We start from the raw sequence: 15524 nt of genomic DNA, 5'->3' as shown, positions 1-15524 counted from the left end.
TGACGTATGGAGGGGTAGAGATGAATATTATCTTAACCGGATTACCAGGAGCGGGAAAAGGAACCCAGGGCGAGAGAATCGTCGAGGAATTCGGCATTCCGCACATCTCGACCGGCGATATGTTTCGCGCGGCCATCAAAGAAGAAACAGAGATGGGCAAACAGGCGAAGTCGTATATGGACCAGGGGCTCTTAGTACCGGATGAAGTTGTGATTGGTATTGTAAAGGAACGTTTAGGCAAAGCTGATTGTGAGAAAGGCTTTATGCTTGATGGTTTTCCTCGCACAATGGCTCAGGCGGAAGCGCTTGACGCAACGCTTGCAGAATTGGGACGCGGCATCGACCATGTAATCAATATTGATGTAGATCGCGGCATTTTGATGGAGCGGCTGACAGGCCGCCGCATCTGTAAGAACTGCGGCGCTACGTATCATGTAATATTCAATCCTCCTTCTCAAGAAGGGATTTGCGATAAGTGCGGCGGGGAGTTGTATCAGCGGGATGACGACAACGAAGCGACCGTTGCGACTCGCCTCGATGTAAACATCGAACAATCCGCCCCGATTTTGAAGTATTACAATGAAAAAGGATTGCTCCGTAATATTAACGGACAACAAGATATAAACAAAGTTTTCGAGGATGTTGCACAAGTATTGAGAGGTCAAGCTCAATGATTATATGCAAGTCCAAAGCAGAAATCGAGATCATGAGAGAAGCGGGACGTCTCGTTGCTCTCACGCATAAAGAGCTGCAGAAAGCGATTCGTCCAGGCATCACTACAAGTGAGTTGGACGCGATTGCGGAAACTTTCATTCGCAAACATGGAGCGAAACCTTCTTTCAAAGGATATGGAGGCTTTGCAGGCAGCATATGCACTTCAGTTAATGAAGAACTTGTTCATGGCATTCCAGGCAATCGCAAGCTCAATGAAGGGGATATCATCAGCCTTGATATCGGTGCTGAGGTAGACGGTTATCATGGCGATTCCGCTTGGACATACGGAGTAGGTCAGATTTCCAGGGAGAATCAGCATTTGCTTGATATCACCGAGAAATCTCTCTATGAAGGGTTGGCTCAGGCGAAGCCAGATGCTCGTCTAACGGATATCTCGCATGCTATTCAGGTTTGCGTAGAAGAAGCCGGGTACTCTATTGTTCGCGAGTATGTAGGTCATGGCATCGGAAGGGATTTGCACGAAGATCCGCAGATTCCTAATTTTGGACCTCCAGGTCGCGGACCGAGATTAAAGACGGGAATGGTATTGGCGATTGAACCAATGGTTAATGCGGGTAAGCGTTATGTACGTACGCTCGCAGACAATTGGACGGTTGTTACTGTGGACGGTTCCATGTGTGCTCATTTTGAACATACGATTGCAATTACTGAAGATGGCTATGAGATCTTAACCAAAGAATAAAATTGCAATTGTATTTCCCTTTGGGATAAACATTGTGTTATGATTGCCGATGGGGATATTGTAGGTTTATCGACTGAGTTAAGAATGCTTATGCATAAGCAGCCATGCTAAAGAAAGGAGAGTGGCTTTATGGCAAAGGAAGACGTAATTGAAGTTGAAGGTACCGTGATAGAGCCTCTACCGAACGCGATGTTCCGTGTGGAGCTAGAGAATGGGCACAAAGTGCTTGCCCATGTATCCGGTAAAATCCGTATGCATTTCATTCGTATATTGCCTGGTGACAAAGTCACCGTTGAATTGTCGCCGTATGATTTGACCCGCGGGCGGATCACATATCGCTACAAATAGAGAAGGAAACGTAAAGAGTTAGAGGTTAATATAGCCTCCACCCTCTAATATTTCCACTCTAGAAACGACAGGAGGTAATCCAAGTGAAAGTAAGACCATCTGTAAAACAGATTTGCGAGAAATGCAAAATCATTCGCCGCAAAGGCAAAATTATGGTAATTTGTGAAAATCCGAAGCACAAGCAAAGACAAGGCTAATTTATAAGGAGGTGCATGCTACATGGCACGTATTGCTGGGGTTGATTTACCTCGTGACAAGCGCGTAGTTATCGCGTTAACTTACATTTTCGGCATTGGTCGTTCCACTGCTACTAAGATCCTGAGCGAAACAGGTATTAATGAGAACACTCGTGTTCGCGATCTGACTGAAGAGGAAGCAGCTAAACTTCGTGAATATATCGATAAGACTGTTAAGGTAGAAGGGGATCTTCGTCGTGAAGTATCTCTGAACATCAAACGTCTCATCGAAATCGGTTGCTACCGTGGTGTTCGTCACCGTAAAGGTCTGCCGCTTCGTGGTCAACGTACGAAAACCAATGCACGTACTCGCAAAGGTCCGCGTCGTACCGTTGCGAATAAGAAGAAGTAAAGGGGGTAAATGAAGTTGGCGAAAAGAAAAGTAGCTGCGACGCGTACTCGTCGTCGTGATCGCAAAAATATTGAAACTGGTATAGCGCATATCCGCTCCACATTTAACAATACGATCGTTACTATCACTGACCCGCACGGAAATGCAATCTCCTGGGCTAGTTCTGGTGGACTCGGTTTTAGAGGTTCACGTAAAAGCACTCCGTTTGCTGCGCAAATGGCTGCTGAGCAAGCTGCGAAAGCTGCAATGGAGCATGGCATGAAAACTGTTGAAGTTCTGGTTAAAGGACCGGGCTCCGGTCGTGAAGCTGCAATCCGTTCCCTACAGGCTACTGGATTGGAAGTTAACATGATTAAAGACGTAACACCTATTCCTCACAATGGTTGCCGTCCACCAAAACGTCGTCGTGTATAATTTGGCAGCAAGTCGCATAAACTAACAGTTTAAAAAGTTATACACCTGTGCATACTATTATAATATGACACGAACAGGTCTGTGCTTTGGTTGCGATTTACTGGTAACCGCCAAGGGGAATTCCGGTCGTGGACCTTAGACCCGTCCGGAATTTTCGACGTTTTGAAGGAGGGTTTGTTTGATGATCGAAATCGAAAAGCCAAAGATCGAAGTGGTAGAAGTAAGTGATGACTCTACCTATGGCAAGTTTGTGGTAGAGCCTCTTGAGCGCGGATACGGCACAACACTCGGCAACTCTCTACGCCGTATTTTGCTCTCTTCACTACCAGGTGCCGCAGTAATTAGCGTTGAAATCGATGGGGTTCTTCATGAGTTCTCCACGATCGAAGGCGTGGTAGAGGATACTACCCAGATCATCTTAAATTTAAAAACTCTTTCTCTCAAAATCCATTCGGACGAGGAGAAAGTGCTTGAAATCGATGCGGAAGGCTCCGGTGTCGTGACCGCTGCTGACATTCGCGCAGACAGTGATGTTGAGATTCTGAATCCGGAACTGGTAATCGCAACGATGGAAGAGGGAGCTCGCCTCCATATTCGCATGGTTGCTAACCGTGGACGCGGTTATGTGCCTGCCGATCAGAACAAACGCCCGGATTTGCCAATCGGCGTGATTCCGATTGATTCTATCTATACACCGATCAACCGTGTGAACTATCAAGTAGAAAACACGCGTGTAGGTCAAGTAACAAACTACGATAAGCTAACGCTTGAAGTTTGGACGGACGGAAGTATTCGTCCAGAAGAAGCTGTTAGCCTCGGTGCGAAGATTATGACGGAGCATCTGAATCTGTTTGTGGGACTCACCGACGAGGCACAAGAAGCCGAGATTATGGTTGAGAAAGAAGAGGACAAGAAAGAGAAAGTGCTTGAGATGACTATCGAAGAGCTCGATCTTTCGGTTCGTTCCTACAACTGCCTGAAGCGTGCCGGTATTAATACGGTGCAGGAGCTGACGCAGAAAACGGAAGAAGACATGATGAAAGTCCGTAATCTTGGCCGCAAATCGCTTGAGGAAGTACAGGAGAAGCTTGAAGAGCTCGGTCTTGGACTTCGTAAAGACGATTAAGGACGATAGATTGTTTGTCTTAAGGAGGGAAAAAGCATGGCATACTCTAAATTAGGCCGCAATAGTGCTGCTCGTAAAGCTCTGTTTCGCGATCTGGTAACTGACCTGATCATCAACGAGCGCATTGAAACAACGGAAAGCAAAGCGAAAGAAGTTCGTTCTATCGCTGAAAAAATGATTACGCTGGCTAAACGCGGTGACCTGCACGCTCGTCGTCAAGTAGCCGCTTTTGTGCGTAAAGAAGTAGCAGATAAAGAGACCAACCAGGATGCAATTCAGAAACTGTTCGATAATGTTGCACCTCGCTTTTCTGAGCGTCAAGGTGGTTATACTCGCATCTTGAAAATTGGACCTCGTCGCGGAGACGGCGCACCAATGGTATACCTTGAGTTAGTTGAATAGTTAGCACTGGCGCAAGAAAGGGTGAGGTTGAAATCACCCTTTTTTTGCATGGAAGAAAAGATGCTGCTTACTAAATTTCGAGCGCTAGTCTGAAAGTGATGTGGTAGTTGTGAGTAAAGCTATCATACGCCTGGCCGACGTTTCGTTTTCATATGAAGGAGCGGAGGAAAGAGCGTTACAAGGTGTTTCATTTACGGTAGAGAAGGGCGAGTTTCTCTCTATTATCGGACATAATGGATCCGGTAAATCAACGTTAGCAAAGCTATTAAACGGTCTTCTCCTACCTTCTGAAGGGAAGATAGAAGTAAACGGTATCCCTACGGCAGATGATGCACATATTTGGGAAGTACGCAAAGTCGTGGGAATGGTATTTCAGAACCCGGATAACCAGTTTGTCGCGCCGACTGTAGAAGATGATATCGCTTTTGGTATGGAGAATATAGGTGTTCCTCCTGTAGATATGGAGGCACGGATTCAGGATGCGTTGGAACAGGTGAATATGACTGGGTTTCGTACCGCTGAGCCGAATCGTCTGTCCGGCGGGCAGAAGCAGCGTGTAGCTATTGCTGGCGCGCTTGCGATTCAGCCAGCAGTACTTGTGCTTGACGAAGCTACCGCTATGCTTGATCCAAGAGGGCGTAAGGAAGTGCTTGAGGTGGTACAGCGGATGAATCGTGAAGCCGGAATGACGGTTATCCAGATTACGCATTATCTTGAAGAAACATTGGATAGCGATCGAATTATAGTTATGGATGGAGGTAGGCTGGTAGGAGAAGGGACGCCCGAGAGCGTCTATCAGCAGGTAGATTGGTTACGCCGTCTTGGCCTGGACGTGCCGTTTGCTTGCGACTTACAGTACCGCCTCCAGCAAAAGGGTTTCCGCTTTTCAACGCTGAAAATGACTGGGGAGGGAGTGTTAGACAGCTTATGGACATCCGACTAGAGAATGTTAAATATACGTACTCTCCCGGCACTCCATTTGCCTATCAGGCGCTACAAGGTGTCTCGCTACATATTCCCCACGGCCGGTATGTTGCGATTATTGGACATACGGGATCAGGTAAGTCTACGCTTATTCAATTATTAAACGGATTGCTTTTACCAACAGAGGGAACAATGCAGGTTGGTGAATTTACGCTGCCGCCCAAGAAGAAAAAAGGGATGGAAAAGCTGCGCCAACAGGTAGGGCTTGCGTTTCAATACCCTGAGTATCAGTTATTTGAAGAAACGGTACGCAAGGATGTCGCTTTTGGTCTTATCAATATGGGGCTGCCCCCAGAGATGATTCCAGGGCGTGTAGATGCGGCTCTGCGACTTGTTGGACTTGATCCGGACAAATATGGGGACAAGTCTCCTTTTATGCTTAGTGGCGGACAAATGCGGCGCGTAGCGCTGGCAGGTGTTCTGGTGATGAATCCGCAAGTATTGATTTTAGATGAGCCGACGGCAGGGTTGGACCCGGCAGGGCATCATGCGATTCTTGATATGATTGCCCGGGTGCATCGTGAAGAAGAGCGCACCACGATCCTTGTGACGCACAGTATGGAGGACGCAGCACGCTACGCCGATTATCTATATGTAATGAATGAAGGGCGCATATGGATGGAAGGAACACCGCATCAGGTATTTCAAGATCCTGTAAAAATTCGGCAGGCAGGGTTAGAGTTGCCGGAGATTACTCGCTTTATTTTTGAATTCAATGAGAGAGTTCGGATAAGTGGAAGTAAAATCGCTCCTCTCCCATTTGATATTTTTGATGCGGGAATGCTGACGAATGAGTTAGCACGACGTTTCCGACGGAAGGAGGGGAGCAGGGGATGAGCTTCTTGAATTCGATACCGATCGGACAGTATGTACCCCGTAATTCGTTTCTACATCAGTGCGATCCGCGCAGTAAGCTCTTATTTGTCTTCTTTTTTATTATTTTTATTTTCCTGGCGAATTCGTTGTATGCATTTCTGTTTGTTGCTGCTGTAAGCGTCATTGGCATCGTAATGTCTCGTATTCCCGTCATTTATATTCTCAGGGGACTGAAGCCGGCACTCTGGATTATTCTTCTGACCGTTGTGTTGCAGATTTTTACGAACAAGGAGGGCGAGCTTCTTTTCTCGTGGAGGTTCATCGAGATTCACGAAAAAGGGCTCGTAAATGCGGGATTTGTATCAGCTCGTATTATTCTTCTAATGATGTCTGCATCTTTACTTACGTTGACTACGTCTCCGATTCAATTAACAGATGGGCTGGAAAGCCTGTTTTCACCTTTGCGCCGTTTCAAATTTCCGGCGCATGAATTGGCATTAATGATGTCAATATCGTTGCGCTTTATTCCTACTCTGCTGGAAGAAACGGATAAGATTGCGAAAGCGCAGATGTCTCGAGGGGCTTCTTTTTCGAGCGGATCGATTGTTAAACGGATTAACGGGATTATACCGTTGATTGTCCCATTGTTTGTCCAGTCTTTTCGTCGAGCGGAAGAGTTGGCATTTGCGATGGAAGCACGTGGATATCGCGGGGGAGAAGGACGTACGAAGTATCGACAGCTCCGTTATGGCGGTCGGGACGCTATGCTTCTTATAGTAATGATCGTAATAGCTGTAATTGTCCTGTTGCTACGTGCATGAGTATGCGAGAAGATTTTGATTGATTGGTTTTGTAAGGAAAGGATGAAGGGTGCATCGATGGAATGGCGCAAGATTAAGCTTACATTCGGCTACCAGGGGACGGCTTACTATGGATTACAGCGACAAACGAATGGACCGAGTATACAATTGGAGATAGAGAAAGTGCTGGCGCGCGTACTTCAGCATGATACCGTAATTGTTGCGTCTGGACGAACCGATTCGGGTGTACATGCCCGTGAGCAGGTAGCTCATTTTCGCACGACGAGCAGAATTCCGGCTGAACGACTTATTCCAGCCATGAATACCCTTCTGCCGGATGATATTGTCGTACTGAATGCAGAAGATGTTCCGATGGATTTTCATGCCCGTTATCATGTTGTGGAGAAAACGTATCGCTATCGGCTACTCAACCAACCTATTCCTGATCCATTTCTGCGTGAATGGTCACAGCATATTAAGGCACCGCTCGATTTGGAGAAAATGCGCGCAGCGGCCAACTATCTAATCGGCACACATGATTTCACTTCATTTTGCTCGGTACGAACAAAGGTAGAGGATAAGGTACGAACCATCTATGAGATTCTTATTGAGGAATACGAGCGTGATGCCGCTCTGCCGCATCAAGGTAAGGATATCTGGTTGACATTTCGAGGCAATGGTTTTCTGTATAATATGGTCCGCATTATTGTAGGCACACTGGTGGAAGTAGGCAAGGGCAAGTGGCAGGTTGATGATGTCAAGGCGATGCTTGAAGCCAAAAACCGCGATGTAGCTGGTATCACTGCTCCGCCACATGGCCTCTATCTCTGGAAGGTAGAGTATAGGAAAAGCCCGGATGTTTGATGGGACCAGCTTGGAGATAGGGACAGTGGACAGAAGACAGAAGAAACTTCTTGCAAGAAAGAAACAGATATATTTTTCCAGTCATTTCATCCTGTCAACGCTACCTGGTGTATAATTTTTTCTTGACTTCATCACCTAATATGTAGTATCATCAAATTCGGTATTTTAAAACCCACTATGCCCCGAATATGTCGGTTTTTAAAATATAATGGTTAACGGAACATTTATGAAATGCACGCTTTTTAGGAGGGAAAACAATGCGCACCACATACATGGCCAAGCCACTCGAAGTAGAGCGTAAATGGTATGTAGTTGATGCTGAAGGGCAAACGCTTGGACGTCTTGCTAGTGAAGTAGCATCCATTCTTCGTGGAAAATTCAAACCTGAGTTTACACCACACGTTGACGCAGGCGATTTCGTCGTTATTATCAACGCTGAAAAAATCCAACTGACTGGTAAGAAAATGACAGATAAGTTCTACTATCGTCATTCCGGCTATCCGGGTGGATTGAAAGCAACTTCAGCCGGTCAAATGATCGCAACGAAGCCTGAACGTATTATCGAGCTTGCTGTTAAAGGCATGCTGCCGAAAAATCGTCTAGGCCGTAAGCTGATTACGAAGCTGAATGTATATGCCGGCACTGAACATCCACATCAAGCGCAAAAACCTGAAAAATGGGAACTGCGCGGGTAGTAAAAGGAGGGTAAATTCGTGGCACAAGTTCAATACTACGGAACAGGTCGTCGTAAAAACTCCATTGCACGCGTTCGCCTTGTACCAGGCGATGGTCAAATCATTATTAACAAACGTTCAATGGATGAATTCTTTGGTCTTGAAACTCTGAAACTTATCGTAAAACAACCGCTCGTTCTTACTGAAACAGAAGGTAAGTACGACGTACTCGTAAACGTAAATGGTGGCGGTACAACAGGTCAAGCGGGTGCGATCCGTCATGGTATCTCCCGTGCGTTGCTGGAAGCTGATCCGGAGCTTCGCGGTGCATTAAAATCCGCAGGCTTCCTGACTCGTGATCCGCGTATGAAAGAGCGTAAAAAATACGGTCTTAAAGCGGCTCGTCGTGCGCCTCAGTTCTCCAAACGCTAATTTGGAGCCCATTCATATAGACACCCACGCCCAATCCCAAAAGGATTGGGCTTTTTGTTTTTTTATGTATGAGTCAGCGAAAAGGGAGGCAATCCTAAAGCGAGGACCATAAGATAAAGCAAGGTGATTGCATGGAAAATAATATTGTTTCTTTTGAAAAATATGCCCGAACCCGGGATGAAAGCATCCGAAAAAGGGTGATGAACGGCATCGACCGGAAAGAGGTACATGAATACTACGCCAGTGTCATTCATGTTTCCATTCGTCATCTTACGTTGCTTCAGCGTTACCTGATCGAAGAATACCTGACTGAGATTATTTGTGAGTTCTTCTTTCGCGGAGTAGACGCGAGTAAACAGTATGAAGCGGGCCGAACCACCGAGGAAATTGAGCATAGCTATACAAAAGAGCATTTTTCCACGATTTATTCTCTTGCAAATGAGTATCGGCTGTCTCGCCATATTGGAGAATGGGACGTGTATTCCGTCTCCATTATTGCTGAGGATGTGGCACTTAAGTGGTTTCGCAACGGTTTATCCTACGGAAAAAAACAACGCAAGTTAAGACTCCTGTAACAGCGAAAAGCGGACTTTTATAATGAAGCCCGCTTTTTTGTTGTTTGAGAATAGCTAATACGAATAAACATGGAGGTTGTACATATGTTGTAGTAAAAGAGGTAACGGGGAGGAACGGGACGTGCTGAGACGAAAAACATTGATTTGGCTAGGAGCATTACTGCTTCTCGTAACATTGTTCACATATAATATGCCGGCAGATGATGAGTCATGGTCCACATGGTCGCTTCCCCTATCCGGGAAAATTATCGTAGTTGATGCTGGACATGGAGGCCCGGATGGAGGAGCGAAGAGTAAAGCCGGATTGATTGAGAAAGATGTAACGTTACCTATCAGCTTATTCTTACGGGATTTTTTGCAGGAAGCAGGAGCGCTTGTCGTTATGACCCGGGAAGTCGATACTGACCTAGCTAACCCGGGTACGAAGGGTTTGAGTAAAAGAAAAACCGAGGATCTTCTGAGTCGAGCCAGAATGATTAAAGAAAAGGATGCTGATTTGCTAATCAGTATACACTTAAATGCCATTCCATCCCCACGCTGGAAGGGGGCACAGACGTTTTACTCACCTACCCTTAAGGGCTCTGGTCAGGTAGCCCACTTAATCCAGGATGAAATTAAGCGTGTAATAAATAATACAGACAGGACCGCCAAAAAAACAGGAGACATTTTTATTCTGCGTGCGGTTGAATGCCCAGCTGCATTAGTTGAGGTCGGATTTTTATCTAATGAACAGGAAGCTAAGCTAATGGAGTCTTCCCAATACCAGAAGCAAATGGCGAATGCTATCTATCAGGGTATTCTTCGTTATTACTCCGGTGAAACTGTGGAAGGTGTACAATAAACTTTGGAGGATAAATTGCGGGGTGGTATAATGGGAAGAGTACGTCATTTCGAAGAGGTGAACCATATTGATTACAGAAGAAAAAGTATTGGAAGCTCTCCAAGGAGTCGAAGATCCGGAGATCCATCGCAGCGTGGTAGAGCTAGGCATGGTACGCAATATTAAGATTGATGATAATAAAGTACAATTGGACGTAATCCTGACCATTCAAGGCTGTCCGTTAAAAGTAAAGATTCAGGAGGACGTAGAGAACGCGATTAAAGCGTTAGGGGCACAAGAAGTAGTTGTCCATTTTGGAACGATGACGGATGAAGAGCGTGCACGTGTAGCTGCATTAATCCGCGGGGGCAATACAGCTCCTGGGGCTTCCGCGCCCAATGGAGGCACTGTACAGGGACATGGTGCGGGTCTACAGCAGATTTCTCCGTTGCTTGCCCCGGATTCTAAAACCCAATTCATTGCTGTAACAAGTGGAAAAGGCGGCGTAGGTAAGTCAACTGTAACGGTCAACCTGGCTGTTTCTTTGGCCCGTATGGGGAAAAAAGTTGGTGTGATTGATGCGGATATTTATGGTTTTAGCGTGCCGGATATGATGGGGATTACTCAGCGGCCTGTTGTAGTAGAAAATATGGTAATGCCGGTACAACGGTTCGGTGTAAAAGTTATTTCCATGGGCTTTTTCGTTGAGGACAATTCGCCGATTATTTGGCGCGGGCCAATGCTTGGTAAGATGCTTCGCAACTTCTTTACTGAAATTCATTGGGGCGAGCTTGATTATATGATTCTTGATCTGCCACCTGGAACGGGTGATGTAGCGCTTGATGTGCACCAGATGATCCCGCAGAGTAAGGAGATTATTGTAACGACACCACATCCGACTGCAGCCTTTGTTGCCGCACGTGCCGGTGCGATGGCGATTCGTACCAATCATGAAATTCTTGGTGTGGTCGAGAATATGTCTTATTACATCAATAAAGATGGACAGAAAGATCCGATCTTCGGCAGTGGCGGTGGAGAGAAGCTGGCGGATGAACTACAAAGCGAGCTGCTGGCGCAAATTCCGCTGGGCCAACCGGAGCCAATGCGTGATGAAGAGCGTTACGGTCCTTCTGTATATCAGGAAAGCGAATTGATTGGCGCAATTTATATGGAACTGGCCAGAAAAGTTGACCAAAAAGCGGGTATTACCGTATAGGATATAGATTTTTTATATAAAAAAACGGAAGAGAAGCGACAGTTCTCTTCCGTTTTTCTTAATGGATAAGAAAGCGACAGAGACGTTCTTCCGAACGTATTGCTCGAAAAATTGGCGATTAGGTCGTGTGTTAGACTTTGCTTGTGCAAAAGAGCTGCATAATGGTTTGGCACCAACCAGGCTTTCTTTTTTCCTGTGAAGCTGGTGATTGAGGAATAAATATTATTTTTCACCACCACCGCCGCCACCTGCTTTACCTTGGCCTTGTCCGCCTTGACCTTTACCTTGTCCGCCTTGTTCACCCTTCTTCCCTTTCTTCGTTTCCTTGGTTGGTTCAGGCTTTACCATTTCTTCCTGAGCTTTCTGGGCGATATTAATCATTTCAAGGCGAAACATGGGACTTTGTAAAGCTTCTTTCATTACTGCCATAGTCTGTTGACGATAGGCTGGACTTTTCATCGTTTCCAGCACCATTTTTTGATAGTCTGGATCCTTCATTGTGTTTAACATCATTTTTTGGTATTCGGGATCTTTCATCAAGTCTTTAATGAGTTTTTTGTTTTCTTCCTGCATAGCTTTGGCCATTGCGCCAGCGAACTTAGGATCCTTCATCATCTCATGAGCTTGGATGGTCATTTCCCCGCCTGCCCCTGAGCCCTGTCCTGCCCCTTGTTTACTTTGGGTGGACATACGGTTTCCTTTCATCGCTTCTTTTATGGCTTTTTGGCCTTCTTTTGTTTTGAGGATATCGACGACCATGTGCTTGGTTTCATTGTAGCTTGCTGTTGTCGATTTCTCCTTCTGTTGTTTTCCTCCGCCACATCCGGCAAGGATAACTGCAATAAGCAGTATGGAGAAAAGTATATAACCTTTAGAAGCTGTAAAGCGTTTCATGTTGTCCTTCCCTCTTTTCTCGATTGGGGTGGCTATTCATTAGCATGCGAAAGTGGAGTATGGTTTATCCTGCTGAGATGAAAAGGACGTATGGTGGATGATGGCATGTTTGGTGATTATGGCAAATACGCGAAATTGCTGGTTTTTTTATAGGGCGATTGGTACAATCATATAAGAAAGAAAAGGAACATGGGGGTATATCAGTGACATTAAGGAAGTGGTCTTTTCTTTTTTATACAACGCTTCTTATGGGAGCAGTTGGCGCGCTAATTTCGGGTTCGATTATCGGGCAGGAGCAATTGGATGGCGGGTTTGCTAATTTTGGTATGGCTCTTATCGGGAGTCTGCTTGCAGGCTTAATGTTTAGTGTAGTCAGTCAGATGGGCTTTTTTGCGTATTTGACACTGAATTATCTTGCGCTAAGCGTTTTTAGACGCAAAAGTCTATGGATAGGAATACAAATTATTCTAATTGTGTTTGTATTTATAGATTTTGTCGTACTAAGGCATGATATCTTTGCAAAGCATGAGTCGATGCTTACTTATACATGGCTTCCGCTTATTCTGTTGGCGTATGCCGTCGTTGTAGCTTATTTCAAAGTTAGGGCTACCAATGCTTCAGCCTGGGTTCCGACCATCTTCTTTATGTTTGTTGTCACGATTCTTGAATGGATTCCAGCGTTGCGGGAGAATAACCCGAAATCGATGATTATGATGATCGTACCTCTCCTGTTATGCAATACATGGCAGATTATGCAATTGCACCGTATTTTGCAGAAAAACGAAAGCCTGGCGAAGTAACCGCCAGGCTTTTTTAATGGATAAGAAAGGTGTCCTCTTTTCTGGATGGGTCTCCTTGAAAAACTTGCAGTGCGTCTGTTTGTAGCATGGAAGGAGAAGCAATTGGAAACGCCCACGCATTTTTCTTAATTTATCCCGACTTAACGGGCAGCAAACCTCCCCTATCAAGATCCGAAGAAATCGAGGAAGGGTGGATGAGGGAGGAAGAAACTGCCTGCTTCGTCAGATTTCATTTTATTTGATTTCTTTTGTGTTTACCTTTGTACCTGCCATCAGTTCTGAGACGGTAGCAAATTCATATCCCTTTCCACGAAGCTGATCGATAATTGTAGGGAGCGCCAGGTGTGTTTGTTTGCATGAATCACTGGCATGCATAAGAACGATATCGCCAGGGTGAGCTTTTCCCACTACATTTTGAACAATTTGTTCGGTTCCTGGGTTCATCCAGTCTTTTGAATCGGTGTCCCACTGGACAACGGTATAACCCATCTTGTCCGCAATTTTAAGTACCCGTTTGTCAAAGTCGCCATTCGGTGTGCGGATAAGATTTGGAGCATTGCCTGTTAGTTCCCTAAGAGTTTCATGAGCTTTTCCGATTTGGGCCTTGATTTCTTCATCGGTTAAGCTACTGTAGTTGACATGTTTATGACCGTGGGAACCGATTTCATAGCCCATGTCCTTAATCCGTTTAACGATTTCTGGATGAGTTTCACTCCAAGGCGAAGAGAGAAAGAACGTTGCTTTTTTTACACCCTTTTTCTCCAGAATATCAAGAATTGGTCCGGTTCTTTCCTCACCCCAACTGATATCGAATGTGAGTGCGAGCTTTTTCTCTTTCGTATCTACTTTATAAATTGCATTCGGACCGTTCTTTCCGGACGTAAAGATGGAGATGTTGTCTCTTTCTGCCCAGGCAATGCCTATGGCGAATAAAGCAGCCGTGATAATAATAAGATACTGTTTAAGGCGTCTGGCATTTACAATCCAAAACAAAATTACACCCCCTTACAGGCTTAATCCTTGTCCATTACATATGTATGCAGGTGAGACAAGGATATGTCTGCAGAATAAGAAGAATGCAAAGAAAAGAATTATGATATTATCAAGAAGGGAAAACTGCATAGGAAAGGAGAGCGGAAGAACATGATGCGAAGATTGGGAACCATTGTTCGTAAGAATAAACGATATATATGGATTGGTTTAGCGTTAATGTTGCTCGGCATTTTTCTGGGCTATACGAATGCGGAAGCCATTAAACAGGCAGCAAAGCAAATGATGGACAGTATCCAGCGTATTGCCAAGCATATTAATGATGCGAATAATCCACTGTACACGTTCTGGGTGATTTTTGAGAACAATGTGATAGCTGCGTTTAGCATGGTGGGATTAGGAATCTTTTTCCTTGGCCTGTATCCGGCTCTTGGACTTATCACCAACGGCATTCTGCTCGGATTTTTGCTTAAGGTATATGCCAATGGGGGAGTAAATCCGCTTAAGATTTTTTTGGCTGGAATTTTGCCCCATGGGATTTTGGAGCTTAGTGCGATTATTTTTGCTTCAGCAATTGGTATTAAGCTTGGTGTTCTAACGTATGATTGGATAGTCAGCTGGTTTGTAAAAGAGCGGCGGGCTGGAGCGAAAGCAAGATTTGGAGAAATGCTTAGGGATCTGCCTCTTATTATTGGGACCATTGTTGTTATGCTGTTCTTGGCTGCCATTATTGAAAGTACGGTTACACCACTGTTGATTCAGAATTTTATGGGGCAAGAAATGAGTGTTGTGAAAGACATGTTTAAATAAAGCTGCGGGAAGCCAGGCTTCGCCGTGGCTTTTCCTCCTTTTTGGGGTATAAAGAGCACAATAAATTGGAAATATAATCCCATATTTAATCGAGTGAAGAGGAGTGGGAAAGATTATGATGGGCTTTTTATTTTCCGCACGTGAATGTTCTGAGATTAAGTATTTGATTCGTAAGGAATTAGAGGAAGTGTTGTTTGATCTAGGTGACTACCGCATAGATGAGATGGTCCGCAAAGCGATGGAAGAACGCTACCACATACTTTTCAGGATGTATGCCAGGTTTGTATCACCGAAAGAGCTAACCAAATATATCCGAAATAAGAAGTATAAATAAATTATAAAAACAATGTTGACATTGCCATAAGATGCATGATATATTGTTTTTTGTCGCTGTGAAAACAGCAAACAACCCTTTTTGAAAAAAAATCAACAGAAATTCTTAAAAAGATATTGCTTTTTCAAATTGGATTTGATAAGATATAAAAGTCGCCGCTCATGATTGAGAGCAAGCGACAAAGTCCCTTGAAAACTGAACAGTGAAACTCGAATGTGTG

22 protein-coding genes are annotated in these 15524 nt (G+C 45.0%); 20 read left to right on the top strand and 2 right to left on the bottom strand.

The annotated features are described in order from the left end of the window. Positions 1 to 20 precede the first annotated feature (20 nt). The 17 genes from HMPREF0083_RS24900 to HMPREF0083_RS24820 all read left to right on the top strand — a co-directional run bounded on the left by HMPREF0083_RS24900 (position 21) and on the right by HMPREF0083_RS24820 (position 11476). Positions 21 to 674, top strand: coding sequence for an adenylate kinase (locus HMPREF0083_RS24900; protein ID WP_021624744.1), 654 nt, complete (start codon positions 21 to 23; stop codon positions 672 to 674). Then, positions 671 to 1417, top strand: coding sequence for a type I methionyl aminopeptidase (map, locus tag HMPREF0083_RS24895; protein ID WP_021624743.1), 747 nt, complete (start codon positions 671 to 673; stop codon positions 1415 to 1417). Before HMPREF0083_RS24900 ends, map begins: the two co-directional genes overlap by 4 nt. Positions 1418 to 1546: 129 nt before the next feature. Beyond that, entirely contained in the window at positions 1547 to 1765 is a 219-nt protein-coding gene (infA, locus tag HMPREF0083_RS24890) for a translation initiation factor IF-1 (RefSeq protein ID WP_003322635.1), read from the top strand. 83 nt (positions 1766 to 1848) lie between these two features. Then, positions 1849 to 1962 (top strand): 50S ribosomal protein L36, encoded by a 114-nt coding sequence (rpmJ, locus tag HMPREF0083_RS24885; protein WP_021624742.1) that lies wholly within the window; start codon positions 1849 to 1851, stop codon positions 1960 to 1962. 22 nt (positions 1963 to 1984) lie between these two features. Continuing rightward, positions 1985 to 2353, top strand: coding sequence for a 30S ribosomal protein S13 (rpsM, locus tag HMPREF0083_RS24880; protein WP_021624741.1), 369 nt, complete (start codon positions 1985 to 1987; stop codon positions 2351 to 2353). Between the two features lie 15 nt (positions 2354 to 2368). Next, positions 2369 to 2767: a 30S ribosomal protein S11 gene (gene rpsK, locus HMPREF0083_RS24875; RefSeq protein ID WP_080869385.1), complete on the top strand. Its 399-nt coding sequence runs from the start codon at positions 2369 to 2371 to the stop codon at positions 2765 to 2767. Between the two features lie 181 nt (positions 2768 to 2948). Then, positions 2949 to 3893, top strand: a complete 945-nt coding sequence (locus HMPREF0083_RS24870) for a DNA-directed RNA polymerase subunit alpha (RefSeq protein ID WP_021624739.1) — start codon at positions 2949 to 2951, stop codon at positions 3891 to 3893. Positions 3894 to 3929: 36 nt separating this feature from the next. Further along, positions 3930 to 4295 (top strand): 50S ribosomal protein L17, encoded by a 366-nt coding sequence (rplQ, locus tag HMPREF0083_RS24865; protein WP_021624738.1) that lies wholly within the window; start codon positions 3930 to 3932, stop codon positions 4293 to 4295. A gap of 109 nt (positions 4296 to 4404) precedes the next feature. Continuing rightward, positions 4405 to 5238, top strand: coding sequence for an energy-coupling factor transporter ATPase (locus tag HMPREF0083_RS24860; protein ID WP_040305022.1), 834 nt, complete (start codon positions 4405 to 4407; stop codon positions 5236 to 5238). After that, positions 5223 to 6116, top strand: a complete 894-nt coding sequence (locus tag HMPREF0083_RS24855; RefSeq protein WP_021624736.1) for an energy-coupling factor transporter ATPase — start codon at positions 5223 to 5225, stop codon at positions 6114 to 6116. Before HMPREF0083_RS24860 ends, HMPREF0083_RS24855 begins: the two co-directional genes overlap by 16 nt. Next, a complete protein-coding gene (locus HMPREF0083_RS24850; protein WP_021624735.1) occupies positions 6113 to 6916 on the top strand; it encodes an energy-coupling factor transporter transmembrane component T family protein in 804 nt (267 codons plus the stop codon). The genes HMPREF0083_RS24855 and HMPREF0083_RS24850 overlap by 4 nt, the downstream gene beginning before the upstream one ends. A 57-nt stretch (positions 6917 to 6973) precedes the next feature. Continuing rightward, positions 6974 to 7759 carry a tRNA pseudouridine(38-40) synthase TruA gene (gene truA, locus HMPREF0083_RS24845; RefSeq protein WP_040305020.1) on the top strand — a complete coding sequence of 262 codons (786 nt, stop codon included), beginning with the start codon at positions 6974 to 6976 and terminating at the stop codon, positions 7757 to 7759. Positions 7760 to 8016: 257 nt separating this feature from the next. After that, positions 8017 to 8454, top strand: coding sequence for a 50S ribosomal protein L13 (gene rplM / locus HMPREF0083_RS24840; RefSeq protein WP_040305018.1), 438 nt, complete (start codon positions 8017 to 8019; stop codon positions 8452 to 8454). A gap of 18 nt (positions 8455 to 8472) precedes the next feature. Next, positions 8473 to 8865, top strand: coding sequence for a 30S ribosomal protein S9 (gene rpsI, locus HMPREF0083_RS24835; RefSeq protein WP_021624732.1), 393 nt, complete (start codon positions 8473 to 8475; stop codon positions 8863 to 8865). 131 nt (positions 8866 to 8996) lie between these two features. Continuing rightward, on the top strand, positions 8997 to 9440 hold the full coding sequence (locus tag HMPREF0083_RS24830) for a hypothetical protein (protein ID WP_021624731.1): 444 nt from the start codon (positions 8997 to 8999) through the stop codon (positions 9438 to 9440). 124 nt (positions 9441 to 9564) lie between these two features. Then, positions 9565 to 10281 carry an N-acetylmuramoyl-L-alanine amidase CwlD gene (gene cwlD / locus HMPREF0083_RS24825; RefSeq protein ID WP_040305052.1) on the top strand — a complete coding sequence of 239 codons (717 nt, stop codon included), beginning with the start codon at positions 9565 to 9567 and terminating at the stop codon, positions 10279 to 10281. Between the two features lie 67 nt (positions 10282 to 10348). Next, positions 10349 to 11476 carry an Mrp/NBP35 family ATP-binding protein gene (locus tag HMPREF0083_RS24820; RefSeq protein WP_021624728.1) on the top strand — a complete coding sequence of 376 codons (1128 nt, stop codon included), beginning with the start codon at positions 10349 to 10351 and terminating at the stop codon, positions 11474 to 11476. A gap of 222 nt (positions 11477 to 11698) precedes the next feature. Here HMPREF0083_RS24820 and gerD read toward each other — a convergent pair whose 3' ends face one another. After that, positions 11699 to 12370, bottom strand: a complete 672-nt coding sequence (gene gerD / locus HMPREF0083_RS24815; protein ID WP_021624726.1) for a spore germination lipoprotein GerD — start codon at positions 12368 to 12370, stop codon at positions 11699 to 11701. A 203-nt stretch (positions 12371 to 12573) separates the two neighbouring features. Between gerD and HMPREF0083_RS24810 the strand changes: the two genes are divergently transcribed. Next, positions 12574 to 13170: a KinB-signaling pathway activation protein gene (locus HMPREF0083_RS24810; protein WP_040305016.1), complete on the top strand. Its 597-nt coding sequence runs from the start codon at positions 12574 to 12576 to the stop codon at positions 13168 to 13170. 234 nt (positions 13171 to 13404) lie between these two features. Here HMPREF0083_RS24810 and pdaB read toward each other — a convergent pair whose 3' ends face one another. Further along, positions 13405 to 14166, bottom strand: a complete 762-nt coding sequence (pdaB, locus tag HMPREF0083_RS24805; RefSeq protein WP_040305014.1) for a polysaccharide deacetylase family sporulation protein PdaB — start codon at positions 14164 to 14166, stop codon at positions 13405 to 13407. A gap of 147 nt (positions 14167 to 14313) precedes the next feature. On the opposite strand from pdaB, the gene HMPREF0083_RS24800 reads away from it, so the two are divergent. Next, complete coding sequence (locus tag HMPREF0083_RS24800; protein ID WP_021624722.1) at positions 14314 to 14970, top strand: stage II sporulation protein M; 657 nt, start codon at positions 14314 to 14316, stop codon at positions 14968 to 14970. A gap of 115 nt (positions 14971 to 15085) precedes the next feature. Then, on the top strand, positions 15086 to 15304 hold the full coding sequence (locus tag HMPREF0083_RS24795; RefSeq protein WP_021624721.1) for a hypothetical protein: 219 nt from the start codon (positions 15086 to 15088) through the stop codon (positions 15302 to 15304). The last annotated feature ends 220 nt before the right edge of the window (positions 15305 to 15524 follow it).

Origin of the sequence: Aneurinibacillus aneurinilyticus ATCC 12856 (assembly GCF_000466385.1) — a bacterium.
Lineage (GTDB): Bacteria > Bacillota > Bacilli > Aneurinibacillales > Aneurinibacillaceae > Aneurinibacillus > Aneurinibacillus aneurinilyticus.
Note: the sequence above shows the minus strand (reverse complement) of the source record. Positions and strands in the feature narration are given on the sequence as shown.